Origin of the sequence: Caulobacter segnis ATCC 21756 (assembly GCF_000092285.1) — a bacterium.
Lineage (GTDB): Bacteria > Pseudomonadota > Alphaproteobacteria > Caulobacterales > Caulobacteraceae > Caulobacter > Caulobacter segnis.
In genome coordinates this window covers 3,957,947-3,981,707 of the sequence record NC_014100.1, presented here as the reverse complement: position 1 = coordinate 3,981,707, position 23,761 = coordinate 3,957,947, and the positions used below count along the sequence as shown (strand labels likewise).

At 68.5% G+C, this 23,761-nt stretch carries 23 protein-coding genes and 1 tRNA gene; 10 read left to right on the top strand and 14 right to left on the bottom strand.

The annotated features are described in order from the left end of the window. A complete protein-coding gene (locus CSEG_RS18205) occupies positions 1–783 on the bottom strand; it encodes a transglutaminase-like domain-containing protein (RefSeq protein WP_013080699.1) in 783 nt (260 codons plus the stop codon). 271 nt (positions 784–1,054) lie between these two features. On the opposite strand from CSEG_RS18205, the gene CSEG_RS18200 reads away from it, so the two are divergent. The 3 genes from CSEG_RS18200 (at position 1,055) to CSEG_RS18190 (ending at position 1,910) form a co-directional block, all read left to right on the top strand. After that, positions 1,055–1,312 carry a hypothetical protein gene (locus CSEG_RS18200; protein WP_013080698.1) on the top strand — a complete coding sequence of 86 codons (258 nt, stop codon included), beginning with the start codon at positions 1,055–1,057 and terminating at the stop codon, positions 1,310–1,312. An 18-nt stretch (positions 1,313–1,330) separates the two neighbouring features. After that, positions 1,331–1,633, top strand: coding sequence for a hypothetical protein (locus tag CSEG_RS18195; RefSeq protein ID WP_013080697.1), 303 nt, complete (start codon positions 1,331–1,333; stop codon positions 1,631–1,633). A gap of 70 nt (positions 1,634–1,703) precedes the next feature. Further along, positions 1,704–1,910: a hypothetical protein gene (locus tag CSEG_RS18190; protein WP_013080696.1), complete on the top strand. Its 207-nt coding sequence runs from the start codon at positions 1,704–1,706 to the stop codon at positions 1,908–1,910. A 26-nt stretch (positions 1,911–1,936) separates the two neighbouring features. On the opposite strand, the gene CSEG_RS18185 is transcribed toward CSEG_RS18190, so the two are convergent. Then, positions 1,937–3,100, bottom strand: coding sequence for an aminotransferase (locus CSEG_RS18185; RefSeq protein ID WP_013080695.1), 1,164 nt, complete (start codon positions 3,098–3,100; stop codon positions 1,937–1,939). Between the two features lie 86 nt (positions 3,101–3,186). Between CSEG_RS18185 and CSEG_RS18180 the strand changes: the two genes are divergently transcribed. Then, positions 3,187–3,435, top strand: coding sequence for a GlsB/YeaQ/YmgE family stress response membrane protein (locus tag CSEG_RS18180; protein WP_013080694.1), 249 nt, complete (start codon positions 3,187–3,189; stop codon positions 3,433–3,435). A gap of 7 nt (positions 3,436–3,442) precedes the next feature. On the opposite strand, the gene CSEG_RS18175 is transcribed toward CSEG_RS18180, so the two are convergent. The 3 genes from CSEG_RS18175 to CSEG_RS18165 all read right to left on the bottom strand — a co-directional run bounded on the left by CSEG_RS18175 (position 3,443) and on the right by CSEG_RS18165 (position 9,485). Then, positions 3,443–5,812, bottom strand: coding sequence for a putative bifunctional diguanylate cyclase/phosphodiesterase (locus CSEG_RS18175; RefSeq protein WP_013080693.1), 2,370 nt, complete (start codon positions 5,810–5,812; stop codon positions 3,443–3,445). Between the two features lie 299 nt (positions 5,813–6,111). Continuing rightward, a complete protein-coding gene (typA, locus tag CSEG_RS18170) occupies positions 6,112–7,947 on the bottom strand; it encodes a translational GTPase TypA (RefSeq protein ID WP_013080692.1) in 1,836 nt (611 codons plus the stop codon). A 629-nt stretch (positions 7,948–8,576) separates the two neighbouring features. Beyond that, entirely contained in the window at positions 8,577–9,485 is a 909-nt protein-coding gene (locus tag CSEG_RS18165; RefSeq protein WP_013080691.1) for an N-formylglutamate amidohydrolase, read from the bottom strand. Between the two features lie 169 nt (positions 9,486–9,654). Here CSEG_RS18165 and cpdR point away from each other — a divergent pair, with 169 nt between their 5' ends. The 3 genes from cpdR (at position 9,655) to CSEG_RS22735 (ending at position 10,494) form a co-directional block, all read left to right on the top strand. Beyond that, positions 9,655–10,011 carry a cell cycle two-component system response regulator CpdR gene (gene cpdR / locus CSEG_RS18160; protein WP_013080690.1) on the top strand — a complete coding sequence of 119 codons (357 nt, stop codon included), beginning with the start codon at positions 9,655–9,657 and terminating at the stop codon, positions 10,009–10,011. Between the two features lie 112 nt (positions 10,012–10,123). Then, positions 10,124–10,198 (top strand) — tRNA-Val (locus tag CSEG_RS18155). Positions 10,199–10,350: 152 nt separating this feature from the next. Next, a complete protein-coding gene (locus CSEG_RS22735; RefSeq protein WP_013080689.1) occupies positions 10,351–10,494 on the top strand; it encodes a hypothetical protein in 144 nt (47 codons plus the stop codon). 6 nt (positions 10,495–10,500) lie between these two features. Here the strand turns inward: CSEG_RS22735 and CSEG_RS18150 are convergent, their stop codons facing one another. The 3 genes from CSEG_RS18150 to sapA form a co-directional block, all read right to left on the bottom strand. Next, the gene (locus CSEG_RS18150; RefSeq protein WP_013080688.1) at positions 10,501–11,754 is read right to left on the bottom strand and encodes a hypothetical protein; all 1,254 of its coding nucleotides are present in this window, start codon (positions 11,752–11,754) and stop codon (positions 10,501–10,503) included. Positions 11,755–11,831: 77 nt separating this feature from the next. Beyond that, entirely contained in the window at positions 11,832–12,050 is a 219-nt protein-coding gene (locus tag CSEG_RS18145) for a DUF5961 family protein (RefSeq protein ID WP_013080687.1), read from the bottom strand. A gap of 57 nt (positions 12,051–12,107) precedes the next feature. Then, positions 12,108–14,096: a protease SapA gene (gene sapA / locus CSEG_RS18140; RefSeq protein WP_013080686.1), complete on the bottom strand. Its 1,989-nt coding sequence runs from the start codon at positions 14,094–14,096 to the stop codon at positions 12,108–12,110. 262 nt (positions 14,097–14,358) lie between these two features. On the opposite strand from sapA, the gene CSEG_RS18135 reads away from it, so the two are divergent. After that, positions 14,359–15,519, top strand: coding sequence for an OmpA family protein (locus CSEG_RS18135; protein ID WP_013080685.1), 1,161 nt, complete (start codon positions 14,359–14,361; stop codon positions 15,517–15,519). 256 nt (positions 15,520–15,775) lie between these two features. Here CSEG_RS18135 and mnmD read toward each other — a convergent pair whose 3' ends face one another. The 3 genes from mnmD to motA all read right to left on the bottom strand — a co-directional run bounded on the left by mnmD (position 15,776) and on the right by motA (position 18,949). Then, entirely contained in the window at positions 15,776–17,557 is a 1,782-nt protein-coding gene (gene mnmD / locus CSEG_RS18130; protein ID WP_013080684.1) for a tRNA (5-methylaminomethyl-2-thiouridine)(34)-methyltransferase MnmD, read from the bottom strand. A gap of 92 nt (positions 17,558–17,649) precedes the next feature. After that, positions 17,650–17,979, bottom strand: a complete 330-nt coding sequence (locus CSEG_RS22920; RefSeq protein ID WP_013080683.1) for a hypothetical protein — start codon at positions 17,977–17,979, stop codon at positions 17,650–17,652. A gap of 103 nt (positions 17,980–18,082) precedes the next feature. Then, positions 18,083–18,949, bottom strand: coding sequence for a flagellar motor stator protein MotA (gene motA, locus CSEG_RS18120; RefSeq protein ID WP_013080682.1), 867 nt, complete (start codon positions 18,947–18,949; stop codon positions 18,083–18,085). A 136-nt stretch (positions 18,950–19,085) separates the two neighbouring features. Between motA and CSEG_RS18115 the strand changes: the two genes are divergently transcribed. After that, on the top strand, positions 19,086–20,399 hold the full coding sequence (locus tag CSEG_RS18115; protein ID WP_013080681.1) for an MFS transporter: 1,314 nt from the start codon (positions 19,086–19,088) through the stop codon (positions 20,397–20,399). On the opposite strand, the gene fixK is transcribed toward CSEG_RS18115, so the two are convergent. Next, positions 20,396–21,058: a transcriptional regulator FixK gene (gene fixK / locus CSEG_RS18110; protein WP_013080680.1), complete on the bottom strand. Its 663-nt coding sequence runs from the start codon at positions 21,056–21,058 to the stop codon at positions 20,396–20,398. The two genes, CSEG_RS18115 and fixK, sit on opposite strands and share 4 nt — an antisense overlap. A gap of 172 nt (positions 21,059–21,230) precedes the next feature. On the opposite strand from fixK, the gene fixT reads away from it, so the two are divergent. Beyond that, positions 21,231–21,593 carry an oxygen-responsive sensory/signaling system negative regulator FixT gene (gene fixT, locus CSEG_RS18105; protein ID WP_013080679.1) on the top strand — a complete coding sequence of 121 codons (363 nt, stop codon included), beginning with the start codon at positions 21,231–21,233 and terminating at the stop codon, positions 21,591–21,593. Positions 21,594–21,650: 57 nt separating this feature from the next. Here the strand turns inward: fixT and fixJ are convergent, their stop codons facing one another. Both fixJ and CSEG_RS18095 read right to left on the bottom strand, forming a co-directional pair. Beyond that, complete coding sequence (gene fixJ / locus CSEG_RS18100) at positions 21,651–22,259, bottom strand: response regulator FixJ (RefSeq protein WP_013080678.1); 609 nt, start codon at positions 22,257–22,259, stop codon at positions 21,651–21,653. Beyond that, complete coding sequence (locus tag CSEG_RS18095) at positions 22,252–23,739, bottom strand: PAS domain S-box protein (RefSeq protein WP_013080677.1); 1,488 nt, start codon at positions 23,737–23,739, stop codon at positions 22,252–22,254. The genes fixJ and CSEG_RS18095 overlap by 8 nt, the downstream gene beginning before the upstream one ends. Positions 23,740–23,761 lie beyond the last annotated feature (22 nt).

Below are 23,761 nucleotides of genomic sequence, written 5' to 3'. Positions count from 1 at the left end.
CTAGCCGCCGACCTTGTCGATCCTGAAGTGCTGCTCGACGAGATAAGCGCTTCCAAAGATCGTCATGAAGGCGATGTCGGCGGCGTCCCGGCCGGTGGCCACCCGGACCAGGCCGTCGATGGGCGCCAGGCCCGTGGCGTCGACGAGCCGCCAGCGGCCGCCCACGAACACCTCGGCCACCGCGTGGAGATCGGGCGGCTCCAGCTTCCAGGCGTAGGCGCTGACCGCGCGCGCCGGGACATTGGCAGCCCGGCACAGGGCGATGACCAGATGGCTGAAGTCGCGGCAGACGCCGGCGCGATCGATGAAGGTGTCGATCGCGGTGGTGCCCGAGTGGCTGACGCCGGCCTCGTAGTCCACGTGATGGGCGATCCAGCTCAGGATCGCCTCGACCTTGGGGCCGCCCTTGAGGCCGCCGAACTCGCGCTCGACAAAGCGCAGGAGCCGGTCGGAGGGGCTGTAGCGGCTGGCGCGGAGATAGGGCAGCACGTCGCTGGGAAGATCGCGGATCGCCATCTCGGCGGCGTCCGTCAGGGGCTGGCTGTCCGGCGCCACGTCGATCCTGCCGCGATAAAGGGCGTTCACGCGGCCCGCCGCCGAGAAAACGGTGCGGCGCTCGCCGGTGACCGGATCGTCGACGCGCACGGCCTCGACCGGCGGCCAGAAGGTCAGGGCGTCCGAAATCACGGTCTGGCCGGCGCCGTGCGCGGCCTCGACCAGCAGCAGCACCTCGCACGGTTCGGGGAAGTCGTAGGTGAGGGAGGCTTCGACCTCAAAAAGCATGGCGCATCCGGAAAGTGAGAACATCGCCCGTGGCGATCTTCCTCATCAATTCATCAGCCGACCCAAGGTTCAAAGGTAAATAAAAACATTCCCTTGATGGGTTTTGCTATCATTCAGAGGGGAAAAGGCGCATGGTTCTTGAGAATTTTCGCCCCAGATTATTTTCCGCTCTAGCGGAACAATTTTCCGACGCTGAAGCTGCTTGTGTTTCGGCGCCGTGAAGCTTGTGCGGATCATCCTCCGCGATGCGTGGCGATTGAAGGAAACGATCATGCCGGCTCGTCATCAAGATCATCTGCAGATCGTCAGCCTGTCCCACGACCTGCACCGGCTCGCCGATGGATTCCAGCTGGACGTCAACGCCTCGCGCTTCCTCGTGCACCAGACGCTGATGACGGCTTTCGCCACGCCCGCCGGCGCGCGCTCGCCCGCCGACCGCGAGAGCGGCATGCGCCGCGACATGGCCGCGCGCCTCCGCGCCCTCCCGCGTCCCGCGCTAGGGCGATCTGGCGCGTCGGCGACGGTCTGACCCGGCCGCCGGAAGTCCATGATGTCCAACCCCGACGACGACCGCGCCCGCCCCGCTGGGCTCAGCCTTGTCTCCGAGCCCGAGCGCGACCAGGGCGGCCGCGGCCTGTCGGCCGAGGCGCTACGCGCGCTGCGCCAGCTGGAACGCCGGATTCGCACCGGCGATCTGGACGCGGTGAACATCCGCGACGCGCAGGCGCTGGCGCAGCTGGGCCTCGCGCGGCACGGTCCGGGCGGCTGGCGTCCGACGCCCGCGGGACTGACCTATCTCCAGCAGGGCGGAGCCGACGCGTCGTCGGACGACGACGCGCCCAAGTCCTGACATCGCCCATCCCAGGCGCGACGAGGCTTCCACGCCCCGTGGCGCATCCCCCCATCCCAGAGAGCGCCCCATGAGCAAGCCCGACATCCACCGCATCGTCATCACCGTCTGCCGCAGCGACGGCCTGTGGGCGGCCGAGGAGGGCGGCGTGTTCTTCGGCGCCTCCGCCGACAAGGACATCGCCAAGGCCTCGGCGGCTCGGCGCGCGCGCGAGCACATTCAGCAGGGCCAGGCCTGCCAGATCCGGGTTTCCGGCGAGCACGGCTTCGCCATCTAGGCGCGCCGCGCGTCCCGGAGAACGTTCTAGGCCGTCATCGCCTCGCGGGCCGCCGCCAGGCGCTGCACGGCCGTGTCCAGCGTCGCGTCGGTCTTGGCGAAGCACAGCCGAACGACGGTGGTCACGGCGTCCTCCGCGAAGAACGCCGAGACCGGAATCGCCGCGACGCCGAAGTCGGTGACGCAGCGCTCGCAGAAGGCGACGTCGTTTTCCGCGATCCCTGACGCGACGAGGTCGACGTTCAGGAAATAGGTCCCCTGGCTCTCCAGAACGACATAGCCGGCGGCCCGCAGGCCAGCCGTCAGGCGGTCGCGTGAGCGCTGCAGCGCGGCCGGCATCTCGTCGAACCAGGCGCGGTGGTGCTCCAGGCCCCAGGCCACGCCCGCTTGCAGGTTCGGCGGGGTGGTGAAGGTCAGGAACTGGTGGGCGGCGGCCAGGGCGCGGGTCAGGGGCGGGGCGGCGCACAGGAAGCCGACCTTCCAGCCGGTCATGCCGAACAGCTTGCCGGCCGAGCCGATCTTGACCGTCCGCTCGCGCATGCCGGGGAAGGTCATCAGCGGCCGGTGGCGGCGACCGTCGAACACCACGGCCTCCCAGACCTCGTCACAGACCGCGACCACGTCGTGGCGGACGCAGAACTCGGCCAGCAGGGCCAGGTCCTCGTCGGGCGTGACGACGCCGGCCGGGTTCAGGGGGCTGTTCAGCACCACCATCCTCGTACGCGGCGAGAACGCCGCCTCGAGCCTCTCGCGGTCAAAGCGCCAGTGCGGGGGCTTCAGCGACACCAGGCGCGGAACGCCGCCCGCCCGGCGCACCAGCGGCAGGTAGGCGTCGTACAGCGGCTGGAACAGCACGACCTCGTCGCCGGGCGAGATCAGCGACAGGAACGCCGCCGCCAGGGCCTCGGTCGCGCCGGACGTGACGGTGATCTCGGTCTCGGGGTCGAGCGTCAGGTCCTGCGTCCGCCCATAGTGCTCCGCGACGGCGGCGCGCAGCGCCGGCAGGCCGCGCATCGGCGGATACTGGTTCGAGCCCTCGATCAGCGCCCGCGCGGCGGCCTCACGGACGGGCAGGGGGCCTTGGTCGTCCGGAAAGCCCTGGCCGAGATTGATCGCCCCGTGCTGGCGGGCCAAGCCGCTCATGCGCTCGAAGATCGTGGTCGGCAGGTTGTCGAAGACGGGATGGACCATGAGGGTGGGTAGCATCTCGGCGGCCGCGGATGAACCGGAAGCTAAGCTCGCGCATTGACGAAGCTCACCAAGCGGAGAGCGAAATCATGAACGGCGTCGGCTTCATCGGGGCGATCATCATCGGGATTCTGGCCGGCTGGATCGCCGAGAAGATCATGAAGCGCGATCACGGCCTGCTGACCAATCTGATCGTCGGCCTGGTCGGCGCGCTGCTCGGTTCGTTCGTGGCCGGCCTGCTCGGCATCCACATGTTCGGACTGCTGGGCAGCCTGCTGATCTCAACGCTGGGCGCGGTCATCCTGCTGTGGCTGCTGGGTCTGATCCGCAAGCGCTAAGTCGGCGCTAGCCGAAGCTCTCCTCGGCCCCGTCCTCACCCTCAAGCCAGTCACGGTCCTCGCCGCGCAGGCGGCGGGCCGTGGCGGCCATCAGGAAGCTGGGGATGTCGCCGACGGGCATCGGGCGGCCGTACAGGAAGCCCTGGAAGTGGTCGCAGCGCATCTCCGACAGCAGCTTGGCCTGGTCGGCGGTCTCGACGCCCTCTGCGGTGACCTCCAGGTTCAGGGTCTGGCCCAGCAGGGCGATGGTCCGCAGGATGTCGGCGATGGCCGCGTTGTCCTGCATCTCGGCCACGAACGAGCGGTCGATCTTGATCTTGTCGAACGGGAACCGCCACAGATACGACAGGCTGGAATAGCCGGTGCCGAAGTCGTCCATGGCGATCTTCACGCCCAGCTTCTTCAGCTGCGCCAGCTGGTCCAGGGTCGTGGCGCTGTCCTGCAGCAGCAGGCCCTCGGTGATCTCCAGCTCCAGACGCGAGGGGGCCAGGCGCGCGGCCTTCAGCGCCTTGCGCACCTGGGCGACGAGGTCGCCGGACGCGAACTGGTGGGGCGAGAGGTTGACGGCCACGGTCATGGGCGAGGGCCAGGTCGCCGCCGTGCGGCAGGCCTCGGCCAGCACCCATTCGCCGATCTTGCCGATCAGGCCCCATTGCTCGGCGCACTCGACGAATTCGTTCGGCGCGACCAGGCCCCGGCGGGGATGCTGCCAGCGCAGCAGCGCCTCGAAGCCGGTGATCTGGCTGCCGTCGCGGCCCATCAGCGGCTGGAAGAACAGCTTCAGCTCGTCGTTTTCCAGCGCTTCGCGCAGGTCCATCTCCAGCTCGCGGCGCTGCTGGATCCAGAGGTCCATCGATGTCTCGAAGAAGCGATAGGCGCCGCGGCCGTCGCCCTTGGCCTGGTAGAGCGCCAGATCGGCGTTCTTCAGCAGGCCGTCCGGATCGTCGGCGTGCAGCGGGGCCTCGGCGATGCCGACGCTGGCGCCGATCAGGACGTGGTTGCCACGGACGTCATAGGGACGCGACAGGCTGTCGACGATGTCGCGGGCCAGCTCCCCCAGGGCCTCGGCCCCGGGCGAGGGGGCCACGACGACGGCGAACTCGTCGCCGCCCAGGCGAGCGACCAGGCCCATCTCGCCGACGCAGTCGCGCAGGCGGGCCGAGGCCTGCACCAGCAGGTCGTCGCCGATCGGATGGCCCAGGCTGTCGTTGACGCCCTTGAAGTGGTCGAGGTCCAGGCACAGCACGGCGCAGCCCGCGCCGCGCGGCTCGCGGTCGCCGCGGCCGTGCTCGGTCCAGGCGCGGCTCAGGGCCTGCAGGAACGACAGGCGGTTGGGCAGCTGGGTCAGCACGTCGTAGTGGGCCAGGCGCGAGATGCGGGCCTGGTCCTCGCGGGCCTGGGTGATGTCGGCGCCGACGCCGCGGAAGCCGGTGAAGTGGCCGTCCAGGTCGTGGACGGGCTTGGCCGAGAGCGACCACCAATGGGTCTGCTCGCCGACCTCGATCGAGACGACGACGTCGCGGAAGGTCTTCTGCTCGACGAACAGGGCCGAGAGGGCCGCGACCGGGCCGTCGGGGCCCTCGGCGGCGCCGCACAGGTCCGACATCGGCTGGCCCAGAAGCTTGGACCGCTCGACGCCCGCGGCGGCGACCATGCGGTCGGAGACGTAGGTCATGCGGCCTTGGCAGTCGACCTCCCACAGCCAGTCGCTGGCGCCTTCCTCGAAGTCGCTGAGCAGCAGGCTGACCACCTGGCGCTGGGTGTCCAGCTCCTCGGCGGCGAGCAGGCGGTCGACGAAGATCCTGGCGTGCGACAGGCACGAGGCGACCACGACGGCGTGGCAGAAGATCAGGAGCCCGCCCAGGGCGTAGAGGATCGGGTCGTGGCTCGTCGACAGCGCCCACAGCGCGCCCAGCGCCATCGGCGTCGAATAGGCGATGGCCGCGGCCGGCAGGGTCAGAAGGGCGAAACCGCCGCAGCCGATCATGCCGGCGATCACCGAGGCGACCATCATCGGCATCGAGCCTTCGAAGCCCTGCTCGGCCGGCATGGTCATGATCGGGAGAGCGGCCCACAGGACGCCCAGCAGGCCCGCCTGCCAGGTGATGCGGCGCACGCCGCGGGCGGAGACGATCTGGTTGGCGCTTCGCCGGCGCTGGGAGGCGACCCAGCCGCGCAGGCCCAGAAGGGCGTAGGCGACCACCAGGCACGCCCAGATGATCAGGCTGTCGGCGCGGGGGCTGCCGTGGCCCGCCAGGGCGACCAGGATGGCGATGATGATGTTGGCGCCCATCATGACGGGCGTCATGCGCAGGATGCTCTGCACCTGCTCCATGCGGACACGGCCGGCCATCGCCTCAGGCAAGGCGGGCAGCATCCGAGACAAAAGTGCGGTCGTTTCTCGACCGACGAACGCGCTGATCGTGGAACGCAAGTGCCCTGATCCCCCGGGGGCAGTCCGCTCCCCACGCGGAAAGATATCCGTCGTTTATGTAAACTGGCGGTTAAGTGTGACCGCGCCTTTCGGGCGCAGCCGGCAAGCCGTTGCGGTGACCTTACGTAAGGGGCCACATTCGTTCTCGCGCGTCGCAGGTTTGGAGCATGTTTTCCGACGCCAAGAAAAAAGCCGCCGTCCCGAGGGGGCGGCGGCTTCTTCGTGTCGGGGAGACCCGACGACTAGTCTTCCTTCACCCGCTTCTTGCGGAACGAGGGGTTCAGGACCTGCTTGCGCAGGCGGATGTTCTTCGGGGTCACCTCGACCAGCTCGTCGTCCTCGATATAGGCGATGGCTTGCTCGAGGGTCATCTTGCGCGGCGGGGTCAGGCGAATCGACTCGTCCTTGCCCGAGGCGCGGACGTTGGTCAGCTGCTTGGCCTTCATCGGGTTGACGTCCAGGTCGTCCGAACGGCTGTTCTCGCCGATGATCATGCCCTGGTAGGTCTTTTCGCCAGCGCCGACGAACATCACGCCGCGCTCTTCCAGGTTCCACAGCGCGTAGGCGGCGGTTTCACCATCCGAGTTCGAGACGAGCACGCCCTTGCGCTGCTGGTCGATCGGGCCCTTGTGCGGCTCGTAGTGGCTGAACACGCGGTTCAGCACGCCCGAACCGCGGGTATCGGTCAGGAACTCGCCCTGATAGCCGATCAGCGAGCGCGACGGCGACAGCAGGGTGATGCGGGTCTTGCCCGCGCCCGACGGTCCCATGTCCTTCAGCTCGGCCTTACGGGCCGACAGCTTTTCGATGACGATGCCGGTGAACTCGTCGTCCACGTCGATCATCACGTCTTCCATCGGCTCCAGGCGCTGTCCGGTTTCCGGATCGTTCTGGAACACCACGCGCGGACGGCTGATCGACACTTCGAAGCCTTCGCGGCGCATGTTCTCGATCAGCACGCCCAGCTGCAGTTCGCCGCGGCCGGCGACTTCGTAGGCGTCCTTTTCCGAGGTCTCGGTGACGCGGATGGCCACGTTGCTCTCGGCTTCCTTCAGCAGGCGGTCGCGGATGACGCGCGACTGGACCTTGTCGCCTTCGCGACCGGCCAGCGGCGAGTCGTTGACCGAGACGGTCATCGAGATGGTCGGCGGGTCGATCGGCTGCGCGGGGAGCGCTTCGGTGACTTCCATGGCGCAGAGCGTGTCGGCCACGGTGGCCTTGCTCATGCCGGCGATGGCGACGATGTCGCCGGCCTCGGCGCCTTCGTCGACCGGCTGGCGCTTCAGGCCGCGGAAGGCCAGCACCTTGGTGATGCGGCCGCGTTCGATCTCGTTGCCGTTACGGTCCAGGGCGTGGATGGCCATGCCGGGGACGGCCTTGCCGCTCTCGATGCGGCCGGTCAGCAGACGGCCCAGGAACGGGTCGCTTTCGATCAGCACGTTCAGGATCTGGAACGGCTTGTCCTTGTTCTCGGCGACCTTGGGCGGCGGCACGTGGCGCACGATCAGGTCGAACAGCGGGGCGAGCGTGTCGCTGGGCTGGTTCAGGTCCAGCGTGGCCCAGCCGGCGCGGCCCGAGGCGTAGATGTGCGGGAAGTCCAGCTGCTCGTCCGTGGCGCCGATGGCGGCGAACAGGTCGAAGGCGGCGTTGTGCACGCGGTCCGGATCGGCGTGGGCGCGGTCGACCTTGTTGATGCAGAGGATCGGGCGCAGGCCCATCTTCAGCGCCTTGGTCAGCACGAACTTGGTCTGCGGCATGACGCCTTCCTCGGCGTCGACCAGCAGGACGCAGCCGTCCACCATGCCCAGGATGCGCTCGACCTCGCCGCCGAAGTCGGCGTGGCCGGGGGTGTCGATGATGTTGATGCGGGTCTCGCCCGCTTCGCCGTTCCAGAGCACCGAGGTGCACTTGGCCAGGATGGTGATGCCGCGCTCACGCTCCTGGTCGTTGGAGTCCATCGCCCGTTCGGTCGTGGCTTCGTTGGCGCGGAACACGCCGGACTGAGCCAGCAGCTGGTCGACGAGGGTGGTCTTGCCATGATCGACGTGCGCGATGATGGCGATATTTCGCATGTTCATGGGAACGGACGGACTTTCGGGAGAAATAGGGATGACGAGTCAGGCGTCAGGCGCGCGGCTTTTACGCGACTGCGCTCGATTTATCCACCCCCACCCATCGGAAAGCATTGTCGCGGGTAACCGGTGTCATCGCCAAACCCTTACCGGACTTGGCTTTGCGCGATGTTCTCGACAGAGACGGTTTCAGTCGCAACAAATTGTGCGGCGCAACATGACTAAAATTTATGCACGATCTTTCGCCGACCCTGCGTAACCCTTGTCGCATAAAGGGTTGCTTCAATCCCCCTCAGAAAAATAGGAATTGAACTGCATTTTTCTACTTGCCCAATTTTGCGTCGCACCCTATAAACAATCCCGTGAGGCGGCGCTGCCGCTTCTGCCCTTCCTGGGCGTTTCCTCCCTAATGAACTGGCCCGGCGGTTTCGCCGGGCTTTTTTTTTGGCCTGAGCGGCCGCGGACGTCGTTGATCCATGACAACGCGCCGGGTTCGGAGGGAACGGTTTCCCTCTCCCCTTGTGGGAGAGGGGCGCGCGGAGCGCCGGGTGAGGGGGCGCCGCCCTTGCCGAGAGGTCTTTCAACCCCTCATCCGTCGCCTAGCGGCGACACCTTCTCCCGCAAGGGGAGAAAAACTACTTCAACTCCGCCACATCCAGCGCCGCGAGCGTTCGCGTCAGCGCTTCGGCGTCGGCCGTGAGCTTCTCCAGGCCCTCGGTGGGCTCGCGCGTCTCCTCGTCCATGTAGAGCGCGCGGTTGATCTCAATCTGCAGGGCGTGGGTGCGCTTGGCCGGGCGACCATAGTGCTCGGTGGTGTAGCCGCCGGCGTAGGGCGCGTTGCGGGCGACGCGGTAGCCGAGGGCTTCCAGTTCGCGCTCGACCAGGGCGGTCAGCTTGGGCGAGCAGGCCGCGCCGAAGCGGTCGCCCAGCACGATGTCGCAGGATCCGGCCCGGCCGCGCAGGCCGCGCGCGGCGGCGGCCGGCATCGAGTGCCAGTCGATCAGGATCGCCGCGCCATGCGCCGCCCGCGCCGCCGCCAGTTGGCGGTCCAGGGCGTCGTGATAGGGGCGGTGGGCCAGCTCGATACGGTCGCGGGCCTCCGCGAAGGTCAGCTTGCGGGCGTAGATCGGGCGGCCCTCGCCGGCGACCCGGGGAATCGCCCCCAGCCCCGCCGCCACCCGCGCGGTGCGGCCCTGGGCGTAGTCCGGCAGGTCCTCGTCGAACATCGACGGGTCCAGCTCCCACGGCTCGCGGTTCAGGTCGACATAGGCGCGGGCCAGGCGGGCCAGAATCACCGCCGCGCCCAAAGCGGGGGCGCCGGCGATGATGCGGTCGACGAAAGCGTCCTCCGAGGCGCGCAGCGTTTCGACCGGCAGCCGGGCGGCCTCGACCATGTCCGGCGGATAGACCCCGCCCGAATGCGGCGAGGCGAAGACGAGCGCCGTCGGCGGCGGAGCGCCGACCGGAGCCGCGCGCAGCACCTCGAAGGCTGGCCCCGCAAGGGTTTCCAGCGTTTCAGACACGATCGGCCGCGCAACGCTCATGGCTCATCATCGAAGCCCAGGCCCCCAGGGTCAAATGGCGAATTGCCGATCATCAAGCCGCGCGCCGATCCGTCCACAGCCGCGACGTTTAGGTTCATCCCCGATTTACGCTGAACTTGCTAAGGTGCCCCCAAGCTACGACTTTCTTATCTCCAGGACACGTGACCTCATGGCCCGCATCCTCCTCGCCGAAGACGATGATTCCCTTCGCGGCTTCCTGGCCCGGGCGCTGGAACGCGCCGGGTTCGAGGTCCAGGCCTGCGCGGATGGCGAGGAAGCCGTCCAGCACCTGGACAACAGCTGGGACCTGCTGCTGACCGACATCGTCATGCCCGGCATGGACGGCATCGAGGTGGCCCGTCAGGCCGCCGCCCGCGATCCCAGCCTGCGCATCATGTTCATCACCGGCTTCGCCGCCGTGGCCCTGTCGGCGCAAGACCGCGCGCCGGCCGGGTCGAAGGTGCTGTCCAAGCCTGTCCACCTGCGCGACCTGGTCGCCGAGGTGGAGAAGATGATGGCCGCCTAAAAAACCATTCGAAAAAGTTTTCGGGCGGCTTGCGCGCCGGCCAAGCCGCCGCTATACCCCCACACCTTCCCGGCCGGGACGTCTTCACGAAGGCGCTTCGGATCGCTTCGGCGGACGCGTAGCTCAGCGGGAGAGCACTACGTTGACATCGTAGGGGTCACAGGTTCAATCCCTGTCGCGTCCACCATCCTTCTCCTCCTCGACATCGCCAGACATTCTCCGCGCTACGCCGGCCGCTCGCCGCGTCGTGTCGGAACCTAAGGCCGCCATGCGTCTTGCTGCTTTCAGCAGGGAGACGCGCATGTCGAAGGGTTTGACCGTCTTCGCCGGAGGGCGATCGTGAGCGATCCGACCGAACCGGTCCACGAGGACCCGAAGGCGCGGCGCCAGGGTGGTGTGATCGTTCTGATCGCCGCCGCGTTCGTCCTGGCCTGCGTCGTCAGCTTCCTGTTCGTGGCCGTCGGCTTCGGCCACCGGGGGTGAAGGCGGTCAGTGGTAGCCTATTCCCTCAAGGAGCCTGTGCTCCTGCTTGCCCCATTCCAGCAGGTCCATCCCTCGGAGCGTGAAGAACAGGCGGGGGATGTGCATGGTCACCGAGAACCCTGTCCCCAGTTTCGGCGGAAGGGGCGGGCCGGTGAAGGTCAGCAGGCGGTCGATCTCGCCTTGCAGGGTCACGACCAGTTCGTAGTCGTCCAGCGCCAGGTCTAGGCTGCAGGCCGTCACCGCGTGGCGTCCGGCCACGGCGTCGATAACCCAGGCCTCGGTGAGGAAGCCGACGCAATTTCCGCGGATTTCCAGGTGTCCCGTGGTCTCGCCGCTCAGCGCCTTGATCCAGGCGTCGTAGCCCATGCCGAACAGGTTGAGCTTTGGGCCGCGCCCGTACTCTCCCCTGGTAAAGCCGTTGGCATAGACAAAAGGCGTGGTCGTTGGCGTCAGCTCAAGCTCGGTTTGGGTTATCTGGGCCGCCACGCAGGGCCGAGGTTCCTCAGCTTGATGGAACCTTAGATTGACGTGCGCCGCGACGCCGGACGCGGGCCTCTCGATGGTCTGCACTTTTAGCTGGCCCTGGAAGTAGGCGAGGTCAAAGTTTCGATCCAGGGCGACGCCCGCCAATCCTGGGCGAGTGAAGTCGAAACGCTGCTCAGGACGTTCGTCGCGAATCTCGGGCGTGATCCCGAGGAGCGCCAGCGGCGAGTTCAGCAAGGTCAGGTACGTCCAGGGTATGACGAAGTCGGCCCGGATGTGGCTGTCGGCCAGGGTCGGCTCGGGCTCCCGCGTCACCCCGAAGGGCGCGCTGAGGGTCAGCGGGCCTGCGTCTCCGACAAAGCTCACCCCCAGGCCGGCCTCCAGGATCTGGGTCCGGACTTCCAGGCTCGCGATCTGTCCGCTGAAATAGCCAAGCGCGCAAACGCCGGAAAGGCTGACTCTCTCGATGTGGCCGCGTCCGGGATCGGCCGTCGGCCTGGAGATCTCCTCAAGAAGCTTTTCCAGGTCCACCGTGGCTGGCAGGTGGATTGCCAGCCGATTGCCTTCGGGACCGCGGGCGAACAGCCCGGAAGTGTCGGGCGTGACGGCGCTCAATTGAAGCCAGGCGCCGTATCCGGTGCGCGGGAGGATGACGACCTGGGCGCCTTTGGCCTCTACCGGCTCGCCGGCGTAGTGCGGCGACTCCAGGGTGAAGCAGCCTTCCACGACGCAGCCCGGCGGCTTGCCATGGACCAGCGGCAGATCGGTCAGATGCATCGGCGGCGCTCCCGTGGAAGGTCACCGATAGCAGAAGGCGTCCGCTATCACGCTTGCAATCTTAGATAGGCGCGCTCTCAGCCGCACGGCTCTGTCTCTCCCGTCGCCAAGTCCACGCGGAAGCACTGCTCGCGGCCGGTGTCCTGGTCGCGGACGATCAGGCTGACCGCCTCGTCTTGGTCTGCGTCATGGCCGAAGTCTTCCAGATAGGCGACGGCGGCGGCTTCGGCGGTGGGTTCGTCGACGCGGCGGGCGTGGCCCCCGTGCAGGTGGCGGGCGCGGACGGTGTACGGCATGGCTGAACTCCGGAGCGAAGGCGCTCCTCGTTCCAACGCGCCGCGCCCGGATTGGATTCAGGTGAGGTTGTATTCCGGCTTGGCGTAGACGCCGATCAGGTCGACGCCGAACACGTCGCGGGTCAGCTCGTCGGCGTACATGGCCGCCAGGGACTTGGCGTAGACGCCGACATCGGCCTTGGCGGCTTCGCCCAGCAGCCACCCGACCATCGCCGCCTTGGTCCCTTGGCCGTTCAGCCCGTCCTGGCCGTAGTAGGCGAAGTAGTCCGCCCGCGTCATGGTCTGGCCGCCCAGGGTGAAGCTGGCGTCCAGCAGGTCGTGCAGCTTCTGGTCGGTGGGGCTCAGGCCGAAGATCGCCGCATAGGCCTTGCGGGTGGCCTCGGTCAGGGACAGCGCGCCGTAGCCGGTGGTGAACGCCGCGGCGCCTTCGCCCACCTTGCCCAGGTTCACCGCGAAGTTGATGTAGCGGTTGCCGTAGTCGAAGGTCTGATAATAGGCGCTGTTGAGGTTGTTGGCGTTGGGGCCGTCGGGCGCGATCAGATAGTCCATGCCCGCCGTCGTCGGCGTGCGGCCGGTGAAGAACTGGTAGGACATCACCGCCACCGAGGAGGTCGAGTCCGCCGCCGTGATCACCTGGGCGATGGCGTTCGAATAGGTCCCGCCGGCGGCCATATCGGCCGCCAGGCTCTTGGCCAGGGTCTCGGCGCCGGCGCTCAGCGGCTTCAGGCGCAGCAGGCCGCCCATGGCCGTCGCGACGCGGCTGTCGACCAGCGAGACGGCGCCGTCCGCGAAGACCAGGCTCTCGATATTGACGACGACGTCCGTCCCGTCGGTCCCGGCGTTGTCCTTCACCTGCCATCCGCCGGTCGAAAGGGGCGTGATGGCGTAGCTGGCGACCTTGCCGGAGAACACTGCGGTGTCCGCGCCCTGGCCGCCGTCCAGCGTGTCATTGCCCTGTCCGCCGACGATGCGGTTGGCCGCGCTGTTGCCGTTGATGATGTCCGCCGCCGTCCCGCCGAGCGCGTTTTCGATCGTCGCGCCGATGGCGATCGAGACGTTGCCGGTCAGGCCGCCGACGCTGGAGAAGTAGCCGGCCCGCAGATCGATGGTCTGGGCGACCCTGTAGCCCGAGAAGTCGAGGGTGTCGGTCCCGCCGGCGTCCCAGACGGCGAAGATCAGCCTGGTCGACGTGCTGGTCGCGCTGAACCAGTCGCGGCCGGCGTTGGAGTTGAACCCGTAGACGGTGTCGCCGGTCCGGGTCGACATGTTGGCGCCGTAGGCCAGCTGGGCGGCGGCGATGTCGTCCAGCAAGGGCGAGGAGGCGTAGGCGCCGCTGAACGAACCGCCGGTGTTGCTCTCGCTGAAATAGGACATCACCGTGTACTGGCGGCTGTCCTCATAATAGCCGGCGTTGGCGGCGTAGGTCAGGGTGGTGTTGGCGTCGGCGTCGTAGTCCCCGGGGTGCGCTAGGCCGATGGCGTGGCCCAGCTCGTGGATCAGCACCATGCCGCCGTAGTTGGTCCCGGTCGGGTTGGCGTTGTAGCTCAGGGTCGAATTGATCCAGACGTCGCCGGAGCGGTTCGAAGTGGCGTAGTTGCCCGGATAGAATGCGAAGGCCGCGGCGCCGTCCTCGCCGGAGCTGTAGTTGCCGAACAGGATCGCCGCCTCATTGCTATAGGCTGCCGAGCCGGAGGTCCCTTCGCCCACCCGCACGAAACTGATGCGCGCGACGTCGGACCAGGCGGCCAGCGCCTTCTCCGTCTGTGCGATCTGAGCGGCGCTGAACGTCGAGAAGCCGCCGGTGTCGTTCGGCATCGTCGAGGCGGAAGCGCGGTAGGCGTAGCTGACCGTCGCCGCCTGCTGCAGTTGAAACGACCATCCAGGTTCGCCGCGCAGCAGCTGGGACGCCGCCTGCGGGATGGTCAGGCTGGTCTTGCCGGCCACCATGCCGACGCGGGAGTCGGCGTTGACGAAGGCGTTGGGGGTGTCGCCGCCGGAGATCGAGGCGAAATCATCCGGGGCCAGAGGAAAAGGTTCAACGCTCATCGCCGTACTCCACTCGCCCCTGAATAGGAGTATGGGGGAGGCCGATTTTCCCTGCAATCTCAGGTTCTTGCGACAAGAGCGCGCACTTTTCCGGCCAAGCTAAGCGCTGCCGCATCATGGCGTCTGGCCGCATTGATTTCACAATTCGCCCCATTCTGTGGCTCTAGAGCAACACCTAAATCCCGTTCGAGCGCGTTTGTCGTCGTGGGTCCCGCTGAGACATGTCGGGACCGCGACATTCGAAAAGTAGAGGGTACATCAAATGAAGATGCGGTTGCTGGTCAGCGTAGCGACGGTGGCGCTGGGCGCCGCCTCGGGCGCTCTGGCCCAGAGCGCTACGAGCGGTTGGTACGTCGGCGCGGACGTCGGCTATCACGAGTCCAAGGACGTCAAGGCTACGTCCACCAACAACTACCAATGGAACTTTGGTGGTGAGCATGACTGGGCCGCCTTCGGCCGCCTGGGCTACAAGTTCACCCCGAACTGGCGCGTCGAAGCCGAATACGGCTTCCGCCCGAACGATCTGAAGACCGTTCGCGGCGCCGGTCTGGCCGGTGTGGACGGCACGGGAACGGGTCAGCCGATCGGCCTCTGCACCCCCGGCGTGGGCCGTAGCCCGAGCGCTCCGGATTGCGGTGAGATCGACGGCAAGATGAAGGCCACGACTCTGATGGCCAATGTCCTCTTCGACATGGCCCCGAACTCGAGCCTGAACCCGTTCATCGGCGCTGGCGTCGGTACGGCCTGGGTCCACAACAAGGCGTACGGCCAACTGTCGGGCGTTCCGACCGGCGCCGCGCGCTTCCAGAACACCAACTTCGACGACGTCGATCAGGCGTTCGCCATGCAGGGCATCGTCGGCCTGGGCTGGAACTTCGCCCCGAACTGGTCGATGGACCTGACCGGTCGCTACCTGCGCACCAGCAAGCTGGACTGGGGTTCGGTGACGCAAAACGCCGGTCCCGCCGGTGGCTCCATCACCGATGTCGGCACCTTCTCGGGCCGCTACAAGGACACCTCGGTGACCCTGGGTCTGCGCTACACGTTCGGCGCTCCGCCCCCGCCGCCGCCGGCCGCTCCGGCCTACGAGTCGCGTGAGTTCGTGGTCTACTTCCCGTTCGATCAGTACGTCCTGACGCCGGAAGCCCAGGCCGTGGTCCAGCAAGCCGCTGACTACGCCAAGGGTGGCGGCGCGACCAAGATCGTCGTGACGGGTCACACCGACACCTCGGGCTCGGACGCCTACAACCGCCGCCTGTCGGAACGCCGCGCCAAGGCCGTCGCCGATGGCCTGGTGGGCATGGGTGTCAACGCCACGGCCCTGGCCGTCGACTGGAAGGGCGAAAGCGCTCCGGCCGTCGCGACTGGCGATGGCGTCAAGGAACCGCTGAACCGCCGTTCGACGGTGTCGATCAACTTCTAAGGTTTTCCACTCGGAAGATCCGGAGGGCTGGCCGCAAGGCCAGCCCTCTTCTTTTTGAAACCACTAGGGCTGGCCGCAAGGCCAGCCCTCTTCTTTTTGCGTCTTGGCTTTTGGGGCGGCCCTAAACGAAAGGACGCTCCCGATGGGGGTCGGGAGCGTCCTGGACGGCGGGCCTAGAGGGCGGCGGCCGCCGCGACGCGGCCGGCTTGAGGGCTCCGGCCCCGTTTCGACAAACCGTGTCGATAACCGTGTTCGACTATACGCGGGCGGCCTCGGCGAGCGAGTCGAAACGGCCCGGATTCACCGGGTGCGACAATTGGCGCGGGAGAGGCGAGGGGAGGCCCAGCAGGCTGGCGATCACGTGCTCGGCCAGCAGCGGCGCCAGGCAGAGGCCGCGCGAGCCCAGGCCCGTCAGCAGCCAAAGGCCGTCGGCGCGCGCGCCGGCCAGCGGCAAGTGGTCGGGCACGGTGGCGCGCAGGGCCGCGCGGCCCTCGAACGCCCCGCCGGCCAGCTGCTCGGCCAGGCGCGGCAGGCCCTTGGCCAGGGTGGCGAGGTTGCGGGCGTGGTCCTCGGCCCGGACGTCGACGGCGGTTTCGTCGCGATCGTGGGTGGCGCCGAACAGCACGCCGTCGCGGGTCGGGATCGCATAGCCGCCGAACGCCGCGGGCGCTGACGGGGACACCCCGCTCGTCCAGCTGGCCTGGCCGCGCACCGGTCGCAGGGGCAGGGTCGGATCGAGGGCCGGGCTCGCCGCGCCGCCGGCCAGGACCACGGCGTCGGCGCGGAGGATCTCGACGCCCGCCGGATCCAGCAACCGCCAGCCTTTCGGGTCGCGCTCGAGCCGGGCGACCTGGGCGGCGAGCGTCTCGCCGATCCAGGCCGCGCGGATCGTCGGCGGCGCGACGACCTGGGCCGAACCCATGGCGAGCGCCGGCGCCGCCTCGCCAAGCCGGCGCTGGGTTTCCGCCGGATCGAGGGGCGTCATGGCCCCGGGCTCGAAGATGTCCTGAAGGGCGACGGCGGCGAAGCGGGCCGGATCGCGCTCGCCGTTGGCCAGTTGCAGCACTTCGCGCGCCACGACGGCGCCGGGCGTCGCCGCGTAGAGCGCGGTCGCGCGCGCCAGAGCCTGGGCGTAGAGCGCCGCGCGGGGACCGCCGCCGGCGTCGAGAGCGGGAGTGACCAGGCCCGCGGGATTGCCCGAGGCGGCGACGCCGTCCGGATCGTCGATCACGGTGACGCGGAGACCTTCGGCGCGCGCCGCGCGCGCCAGGGCCGCGCCGGCGATCCCGCCGCCGATGATCGCCAGGCTTTGGGGACGCGAGGGGACCACGCGCCCACCGGGAAGCCAGGCCTCCAGCCGCTCGCGCTTGCGGCCGAAACCGGGGCGCTTGGCGATGTCGAAGCCGGCGGCCTGCAGGCCGCGCCGCACCGCGCCGGCGACGGTGAAGGTCGCCGCGCGCGCCCCGGGCGCCGACCGCGCGGCGACGGCGGCCAGCACCTCCTCGCGCCACATGGCCGGATTGAGGGCGGGCGAGAAGCCGTCCAGGAACCAGGCGTCGGCCGCGCCGTCCCACGCTTCCAGCGCCTCGACGACGTCCATGACGGCCAAGTCCAGAACCGCGTCGAAGCCCGGCAGGTCGACCCGGTGAAAGCCGCGCGCCCGGCCTGGCCAAGCTCCTAGCAGGGCCTCCGCCGCCTCGCCCAGTTCCGGCCAGTGCGCCAGGATCCGGGCGGCCTCGTCTCGCTCCAGCGGATGGGCCTCGATCGAGAAGATCCTGAGGCGCGCGCCTTCCGGCTTCTCACGTCGCCACAGGTCCAGCAGAGCCGCGATGTTCAGTCCCGAGCCGAAGCCCAGCTCGCCGACGACGAAGTCGCGCCGCCCCGTGAACCGCTCCGGCAGGCCGCAGCCCTGCAGGAACACCGCCCGCGTCTCGGCCAGGCCATCGACGCTGGAGAAGTAGACGTCGCCATACAGGCTGGACTGCGGCAGGCCGTCCTCGCGCCAGACGAGCGGACTGGAAGGGGCGGTGGGATCCATGCGGTTGCTAGAGCGCCGGCGGTGGGCGGGCGTCAACGAAAAAGGGCCGCCTCGCGGGGAGGCGGCCCTTTGAACGTCGAGAGGCGACGCGCTTAGTGCGCGGCCTTCTTCTCGGCCGGCTTGGCGTCGGCGGCGGCCGTGGCGGAGGTGTCGGCCGGGGTGGTGGTCGAGGTGGCGCCGGTGGCCGCGGCGTCGGCCGGGTCGACCGGGGCGTTGGCGGCTTCGGCGGCTTCCTTGTTGGCGTCGGCGGCGGCCTGGTCCTGGGCCGTGGCGGCCTCGGTCACGGTGCTGGCGTCGGCGGCGGCGGCCTTGGCGGCGGCGCTCTCGTCCCCGCCCTCGTCCTTCTTGCCGCAGGCGGCCAGCGACAGGGCCGAGACGGCCATGCCGGCGATCAGCAGCTTACGGAGCATGGTGGTGCGCATGAGGTTTCCCTTCCGAGTGAGCGTCGTTTCGTACGCGACGTCTTCCAGGAAGGCATAACGCGTTCAGCGGCTCGCGCAAACGCGAGAGCCGGAACGTGTCGCATTATTCATTCGGGATCTGCGACAGCGCTTCTTCCAGCTCGGCGAAGCTGGGCTGGGCGGGCGAGGGGACGTTGCCACGGCCGATTTCGACCGAGATCTGGGCGGCGTTGCCGTGCAGGTGGGCGACCAGGACCGCCTGGATGATCTTGTAGAAGGCCGCGTCCTCGTTGACGACGGCCTGCAGGCGCGCGGCCATCGGACCGACCAGGCCATAGGCCATGAACACGCCGAGGAAGGTGCCGACCAGCGCGCCGCCGATCATGCCGCCCAGGACGGCCGGCGGCTCGGTGATCGAGCCCATGGTCTTGATGACGCCCAGCACGGCGGCGACGATGCCCAGCGCCGGAAGGGCGTCGGCCATGCTCTGCAGGGCGTGGGCGGGCTCGAGCGCCTCGTGGTGGTGCTTTTCGAGCTGCTTCTCCATCGCGTCCTCGACCTGGTGGGGATCCTCCAGGTTCATGGTCATCATCCGCAGGGTGTCGCAGATGAAGTCGACGGCGAAGTGGTCGTGGGTGATCTTCGGGTAGCGCTCGAAGATCTTGCTCTCATGCGGCTTTTCGATGTGGCTTTCCAGGGCGATCACGCCCTTGGACTTCATCGTCTTGGTCAGCAGGAACAGCAGGCTGAGCAGGTCGCGATAGTCGCTGGCCTTCCATTTGGGCCCGGCGAAGATCTTGCCGAAGCCGCCCGCCGTGGCCTTGATCACGGTCATCGAGTTCGAGATCAGGAACGCGGCGATGCCGGCGCCCAGGATGGCCATCAGTTCGTGCGGCGCGGCGTGCAGGATCACGTCCATCTTGCCGCCACCCATCAGGTAGCTGCCGAACACGAGGGCGAACAGCAGGACGATGCCGATGATCTGGAACATGGTGAGCAGCCGACCCCGAGTTTGAGCGCGTATCATCGGAGTTAATGCTTAATCCAAGGTTCCCGCGGCGACGATTAGGGGCGGCGCGGCCCGCGACACGTTGCACGGGCGCGTGGCGGGGTCTAACGGTTGTTTGATGACTGGGGAGACATCAGAAGCCCGGACCAACCGGCGCGCGTTCGCGATCCTCTTCGGCGTGTCGGTGGCGACCGCCCTGGGGAACACCGGCATGCTGTCGGTGCTGCCCGCCATCGGCCGGCAGATCGGCATCCCCGACGCCATGGTCGCGGCCATCTTCTCGCTGTCGGCGGTGCTTTGGGCGGTGACGTCGCCGTTCTGGGCGCGCCAGTCTGACTTGCGCGGCCGCAAGCCTCTGATTTTGCTCGGCTTGGCCGGCTTTTGCGTCTCGATGACGCTGTGCGCGATCGTGGTCTCGGCGGGTCTGCACCACCTGGCGCCGCCGATGGTGATCTTCGTGCTGTTCCTGCTGTGCCGAGCGCTGTTCGGCGGCGTCGGCTCGGCCGCCAATCCGGCGACGCAGGCCTACATGGCCGATCGCACCAGCCGCGAGGAGCGCACCCAGACGATGGCCACCCTGGCCGGCGCCTTTGGCCTCGGCACCGTGGTCGGACCGCTGCTGGCGCCGCTGTTCGTGCTGCCGTTCGTGGGCCTGGCCGGGCCGATGTTCGCCTTCGCCCTGATCGCGGCGATCATGCTGGTCGTCGTGCATCGCGGCCTGCCCGAGACCTTCAAGCCGGGGCGAGGCGACACCCCGCCGCGCCGCAAGATGGGCCTGCCCTGGCGCGGCGAGGGGGCGGCGTTATGGCGCGATCCGCGGCTGAAACCCTTCCTGATCTATGGCTTCCTGGTCGCCTCTTGCCAGACGGCCCAGACCCAGACCCTGGGCTTTCTCATCATCGATAAGCTGGGCCTGCCGCCGGTCAAGGCGCAGGGCTTCATCACCCTGGCCATGGCGGCGGGCGCCGTCGCGGGCCTTCTGGCGCAATGGGGCCTGATCCGCATGTTCCGGATGGGCCCGCGCGAGCTGATGCGTTGGGGCGTCGGGGCCGCGGCGCTGGGCAATGTGGTGGTGGCCTTCGCGCCGGACTACGCCGCGGTGGCCATCGGCTATGCGATCGCCAGCCTGGGCTACGGCTTTGCGCGGCCCGGCTTCACGGCCGGCGCGTCTTTGTCGGTGGGGGCCAAGGACCAGGCCGGCGCGGCGGGCGCGATCGCGGCGATCAACGGCCTCAACGTGGTCGTCGCGCCGCTGTTCGTGCTGCTTTACGAGCAGGTGGGCTGGGGCCCGTTCGTGCTGAACGCCCTGATCCTGCTGGCCATGCTGGTCTACGCGCTGCGCCAGGCGATGCTGCGGTCGGTCAGCCAGACCTCGCCCGAGCAGGAGGCGACGATCGCCGGGCTCGAGCGGTCCGATGAGGGCGGGGTCTAGGCCGTCATCCGCTCCAGCGCGCGGCGGTCCTGCAGCACCACGTGGCGGACGCTGGGCAGGGCGATCAGACCTTCGTCCTGCAGGCTGGTCAGGGTGCGCGAGACGGTTTCGATGGTCAGGCCCAGATAGTCGGCCATGTCCTGGCGGCTCATCGGCACGTCCAGCTCGGCCTTGGCGTTGGTCCGCTCGGCGATGTCGAGCAGAAGGCCGGCGACCCGTTCGCAGGCCGAGCGGCGGCCCAGCATCAGCACATGGTCCTGGCTGCGCTGCAGGCCCTCGGCCGTCAGGCGCAGGATGGCGCGGGCCGCGTCGCCGCGCCGGGCGGCCAGGTCGCTGAGGGCGCCCCGGCGGATCATGCGGATGGTGGTGTCGGTCATGGCCTCGGCCGTGACGCGGTGGGCCTCGCCCAGCTCCAGCCCGAAATAGTCGCCGGCGAAGTGGAATTCGTCGATCTGGCGGCGGCCGTCGCGCAGGATGCGGTAGGTCCGGACCGCGCCCGAAACGACCTGATAGACGTAGTCGGCGGTTTCGCCTTCGCCGAAGATCTCCTCGTCGCGGGCGAAGCGCGGGCAGGCGCAGGGCGTGGCGAGGACCGCGTCCAGATTGGCGTCCAGGTGGACGGTCGGTTCGAAGCTTTGAGCGCGGATCGGAGACAGCATTGGAAACCCCCAGTTGCCCGAGGGTTATTGCGCCAAAGCAAAAGTCGCGAAATTCGGGGGGGCCGCCTAAGGAGGCCTCGCTAAGGGAAATCCCTTATGCGCCGCCCCTTTACAAACCTGTTTTGACCGGGATCAAAGTCAGGAGGCGGGGGGCGCTGCATGAATTTGGGCCATGTGCGACCGGTCCGACCTGTCGGACGGAGACGTCCGGCCCCTGATCCTTCTGCTCGTCGCGGACGAGCCCTTGCGCGACGCCCTGCGGTTTTCCTTGGAGACCGAAGGCTATAGCGTGACGGCCCCGCCGTGCGCCGACGGCTGCGCGTCTTGCCTGGAGTGTCGGGCCGCCGCGTGCGTGATCATCGACGACGGCTCGGCGCCGCTGCCCGCGCCCGTTCCCGGCCGCTCGACCATCGTCCTGACCAGCGACGCCCAACGCTTCCAGCGCCAGGGCGTCAAGGACGTCACCGTGGTGGAAAAGCCGCTGCTCGACGACTCGCTGGGGCGGGAGCTGGCGGCCTTGCTGGCCAAGCACTAGGCGCGCCGCCCTCGCCGTCTCGATACGCATCGCGACGGAGAGGGCGCTCTAGCCCGACTAACCCCCGCGCACCGACAGCGTCATGCGCACCAGGGCGGCCAGGTTGTCGGCCTGCATCTTGGTCATCAGCTTGGCGCGGTAGATCTCGACCGTGCGCGGGCTGATGCCGAGCTCCCGGGCGATGACCTTGTTGGCGTGGCCGGCGACCACCCCGTCCAGCACCTGACGCTCGCGCTCGGAGAGGCTCTCGATCCGCTTGAGGACCGCCGCCTGGTCGGTGGAGACCGGCGCGGCCTCGGCCGACTTGAAGGCGCGTTGCAGGGCGTCGAGCATCCGCGACTCCGAGAACGGCTTTTCCAGGAAGTCGACGACGCCCGAGCGCATGGCGTCCACCGCCATCGGGATGTCGCCGTGGCCGGTGATCATCACGATGGGCATCTTGACCTTCTGCGCCGCCAAGCGCGCGACGAGGTCCTGGCCGCTCATCTCGGGCATGCGTACGTCGGTGATGATCACGCCCGGGGCCGCGGTCGGCAGCGCGTCCAGGAAGGCCGGGGCGCTGGCGTAGGTCACGACCTCGAAATCGGCGGATTCCAGCAGGAAGGCCAGGGAATCGCGGGCGCTTTCGTCGTCGTCGACCACATGCACGACGGGGGCGTCAGTCATCGACGGTCTCCTTGGCGGCCGCCGCCGACTCGGCGGGCGGTAGGGTGAAGCAGAAACGGGCGCCGCCGGCCGAATTGGCCTCGGCCCAGATGCGGCCGCCGTGCGCTTCGATGATCGAGCGCGAGATCGACAGGCCCACCCCCATGCCTTGCGGCTTGGTGGTCATGAACGGTTGGAACAGGCGCTCGCGCACCTCGTCGGCGATGCCGGGACCGGTGTCGTCGACGCTGACCTGCGACCAGCCCTCTTCGGTCATGGCGCTGCTGATCAGCAGGGCCCGCTTCTTGGGGTCCTGCACCTGCATGGCGTCGATGCCGTTGCGGATCAGGTTCAGCAGCACCTGCTGCACCTGGACCCGGTCGGCGAACACCGCGTCGGCCTTGGGGTCGAGGTTGAGGCGCACGTCGACCTGGCGCTCCTTCTCGCCGATCAGGGCCAGGGCGCTGGCCTCCTCGATCAGCTTGGACAGGCTCTCGGCCTCGCGTTCGCTGGCGCCGCGGCGGACGAAGTCGCGCATGCGGTGGATCACCTCGCCGGCCCGCAGGGCCTGGGCGGCGGCGCGGTCGATGGCGTCGCGGATCTTGGCCTGGTCGCTCTCGCGCCCGCGCTCCATCAGACGGCGCGAGCCGGTGAGCAGGTTGGCGATCGCCGACAGCGGCTGGTTCAGCTCGTGGGCGAGGGTCGAGGCCATCTCGCCCATGGCCGTCAGGCGCGAGACGTGGACCAGCTCGTTCTGCAGTTCCTGCAGGCGGGTCTCGGTCTCCTGGCTTTCCGTCAGATCGCGGATGAAGCCGGTGAACGAGGGCGTGGAGCCCTTGGTCTCGCCAACGGCCAGCTCCATCGGAAAGGTCGATCCGTCCTTGCGGCTGCCGACGACGACCCGGCCGGAACCGATGATCCGGCGCTCGCCGGTGCGGGCGTAGCGGCCGAGATAGCCGTCGTGCTGGGCCTTGTAGGGCTCGGGCATCAGCAGGCTGACGTTCTTGCCCAGCACGTCCGCCTCCTTCCAGCCGAACATCCGCTCGGCGGCGGGGCTGAACGAGGTCATCAGACCCTGGCGGTCGATGACCACTACGGCGTCGGGCACGGTGTCGAGGATCGAGCGTAGGTGGTCGTTGACGGCGGCGGCGCGCCGGCGCGTGGCGTGGAACCAGCCGCCGCCGACGGCCATGCCAAAGCCCGTGGACAGGAAGATGCCCGCGCAGATGCCGCTGACCAAGTTGAACGGGATGTGGCGTGTCATCCACCACACCGCGGCCCAGGCCAGGGTTGTGGCGAAGGCGCCGGGACCCACCCCACCAAGGGCCGCGCTGACCAGCACCGCCGGCACGAACAGCAGGAACGACGAGGGCGCGGTGAAGGCCTCCGGCAGATACAGACGCAGGACCGCCGTCGCCATCACCGCCACCAGGGCGGTGACATAGGCGGCGGGCCGAGGATCGCTGAACAGGGTCGAGGACAGGCCTCGGGCGGGCTTCATCCGCGCACGCACTCCGACGAAA

Excerpts from the sequence above, each read along its gene's own strand:
- CSEG_RS18205 (WP_013080699.1), bottom strand. The coding sequence starts at position 783 with ATGCTTTTTGAGGTCGAAGCCTCCCTCACCTACGACTTCCCCGAACCG.
- CSEG_RS18200 (WP_013080698.1), top strand. The coding sequence starts at position 1,055 with ATGCCGGCTCGTCATCAAGATCATCTGCAGATCGTCAGCCTGTCCCAC.
- CSEG_RS18195 (WP_013080697.1), top strand. The coding sequence starts at position 1,331 with ATGATGTCCAACCCCGACGACGACCGCGCCCGCCCCGCTGGGCTCAGC.
- CSEG_RS18190 (WP_013080696.1), top strand. The coding sequence starts at position 1,704 with ATGAGCAAGCCCGACATCCACCGCATCGTCATCACCGTCTGCCGCAGC.
- CSEG_RS18185 (WP_013080695.1), bottom strand. The coding sequence starts at position 3,100 with ATGGTCCATCCCGTCTTCGACAACCTGCCGACCACGATCTTCGAGCGC.
- CSEG_RS18180 (WP_013080694.1), top strand. The coding sequence starts at position 3,187 with ATGAACGGCGTCGGCTTCATCGGGGCGATCATCATCGGGATTCTGGCC.
- CSEG_RS18175 (WP_013080693.1), bottom strand. The coding sequence starts at position 5,812 with ATGCTGCCCGCCTTGCCTGAGGCGATGGCCGGCCGTGTCCGCATGGAG.
- typA (WP_013080692.1), bottom strand. The coding sequence starts at position 7,947 with ATGAACATGCGAAATATCGCCATCATCGCGCACGTCGATCATGGCAAG.
- CSEG_RS18165 (WP_013080691.1), bottom strand. The coding sequence starts at position 9,485 with ATGAGCGTTGCGCGGCCGATCGTGTCTGAAACGCTGGAAACCCTTGCG.
- cpdR (WP_013080690.1), top strand. The coding sequence starts at position 9,655 with ATGGCCCGCATCCTCCTCGCCGAAGACGATGATTCCCTTCGCGGCTTC.
- CSEG_RS18150 (WP_013080688.1), bottom strand. The coding sequence starts at position 11,754 with ATGCATCTGACCGATCTGCCGCTGGTCCATGGCAAGCCGCCGGGCTGC.
- CSEG_RS18145 (WP_013080687.1), bottom strand. The coding sequence starts at position 12,050 with ATGCCGTACACCGTCCGCGCCCGCCACCTGCACGGGGGCCACGCCCGC.
- sapA (WP_013080686.1), bottom strand. The coding sequence starts at position 14,096 with ATGAGCGTTGAACCTTTTCCTCTGGCCCCGGATGATTTCGCCTCGATC.
- CSEG_RS18135 (WP_013080685.1), top strand. The coding sequence starts at position 14,359 with ATGAAGATGCGGTTGCTGGTCAGCGTAGCGACGGTGGCGCTGGGCGCC.
- mnmD (WP_013080684.1), bottom strand. The coding sequence starts at position 17,557 with ATGGATCCCACCGCCCCTTCCAGTCCGCTCGTCTGGCGCGAGGACGGC.
- CSEG_RS22920 (WP_013080683.1), bottom strand. The coding sequence starts at position 17,979 with ATGCGCACCACCATGCTCCGTAAGCTGCTGATCGCCGGCATGGCCGTC.
- motA (WP_013080682.1), bottom strand. The coding sequence starts at position 18,949 with ATGTTCCAGATCATCGGCATCGTCCTGCTGTTCGCCCTCGTGTTCGGC.
- CSEG_RS18115 (WP_013080681.1), top strand. The coding sequence starts at position 19,086 with ATGACTGGGGAGACATCAGAAGCCCGGACCAACCGGCGCGCGTTCGCG.
- fixK (WP_013080680.1), bottom strand. The coding sequence starts at position 21,058 with ATGCTGTCTCCGATCCGCGCTCAAAGCTTCGAACCGACCGTCCACCTG.
- fixT (WP_013080679.1), top strand. The coding sequence starts at position 21,231 with ATGTGCGACCGGTCCGACCTGTCGGACGGAGACGTCCGGCCCCTGATC.
- fixJ (WP_013080678.1), bottom strand. The coding sequence starts at position 22,259 with ATGACTGACGCCCCCGTCGTGCATGTGGTCGACGACGACGAAAGCGCC.
- CSEG_RS18095 (WP_013080677.1), bottom strand. The coding sequence starts at position 23,739 with ATGAAGCCCGCCCGAGGCCTGTCCTCGACCCTGTTCAGCGATCCTCGG.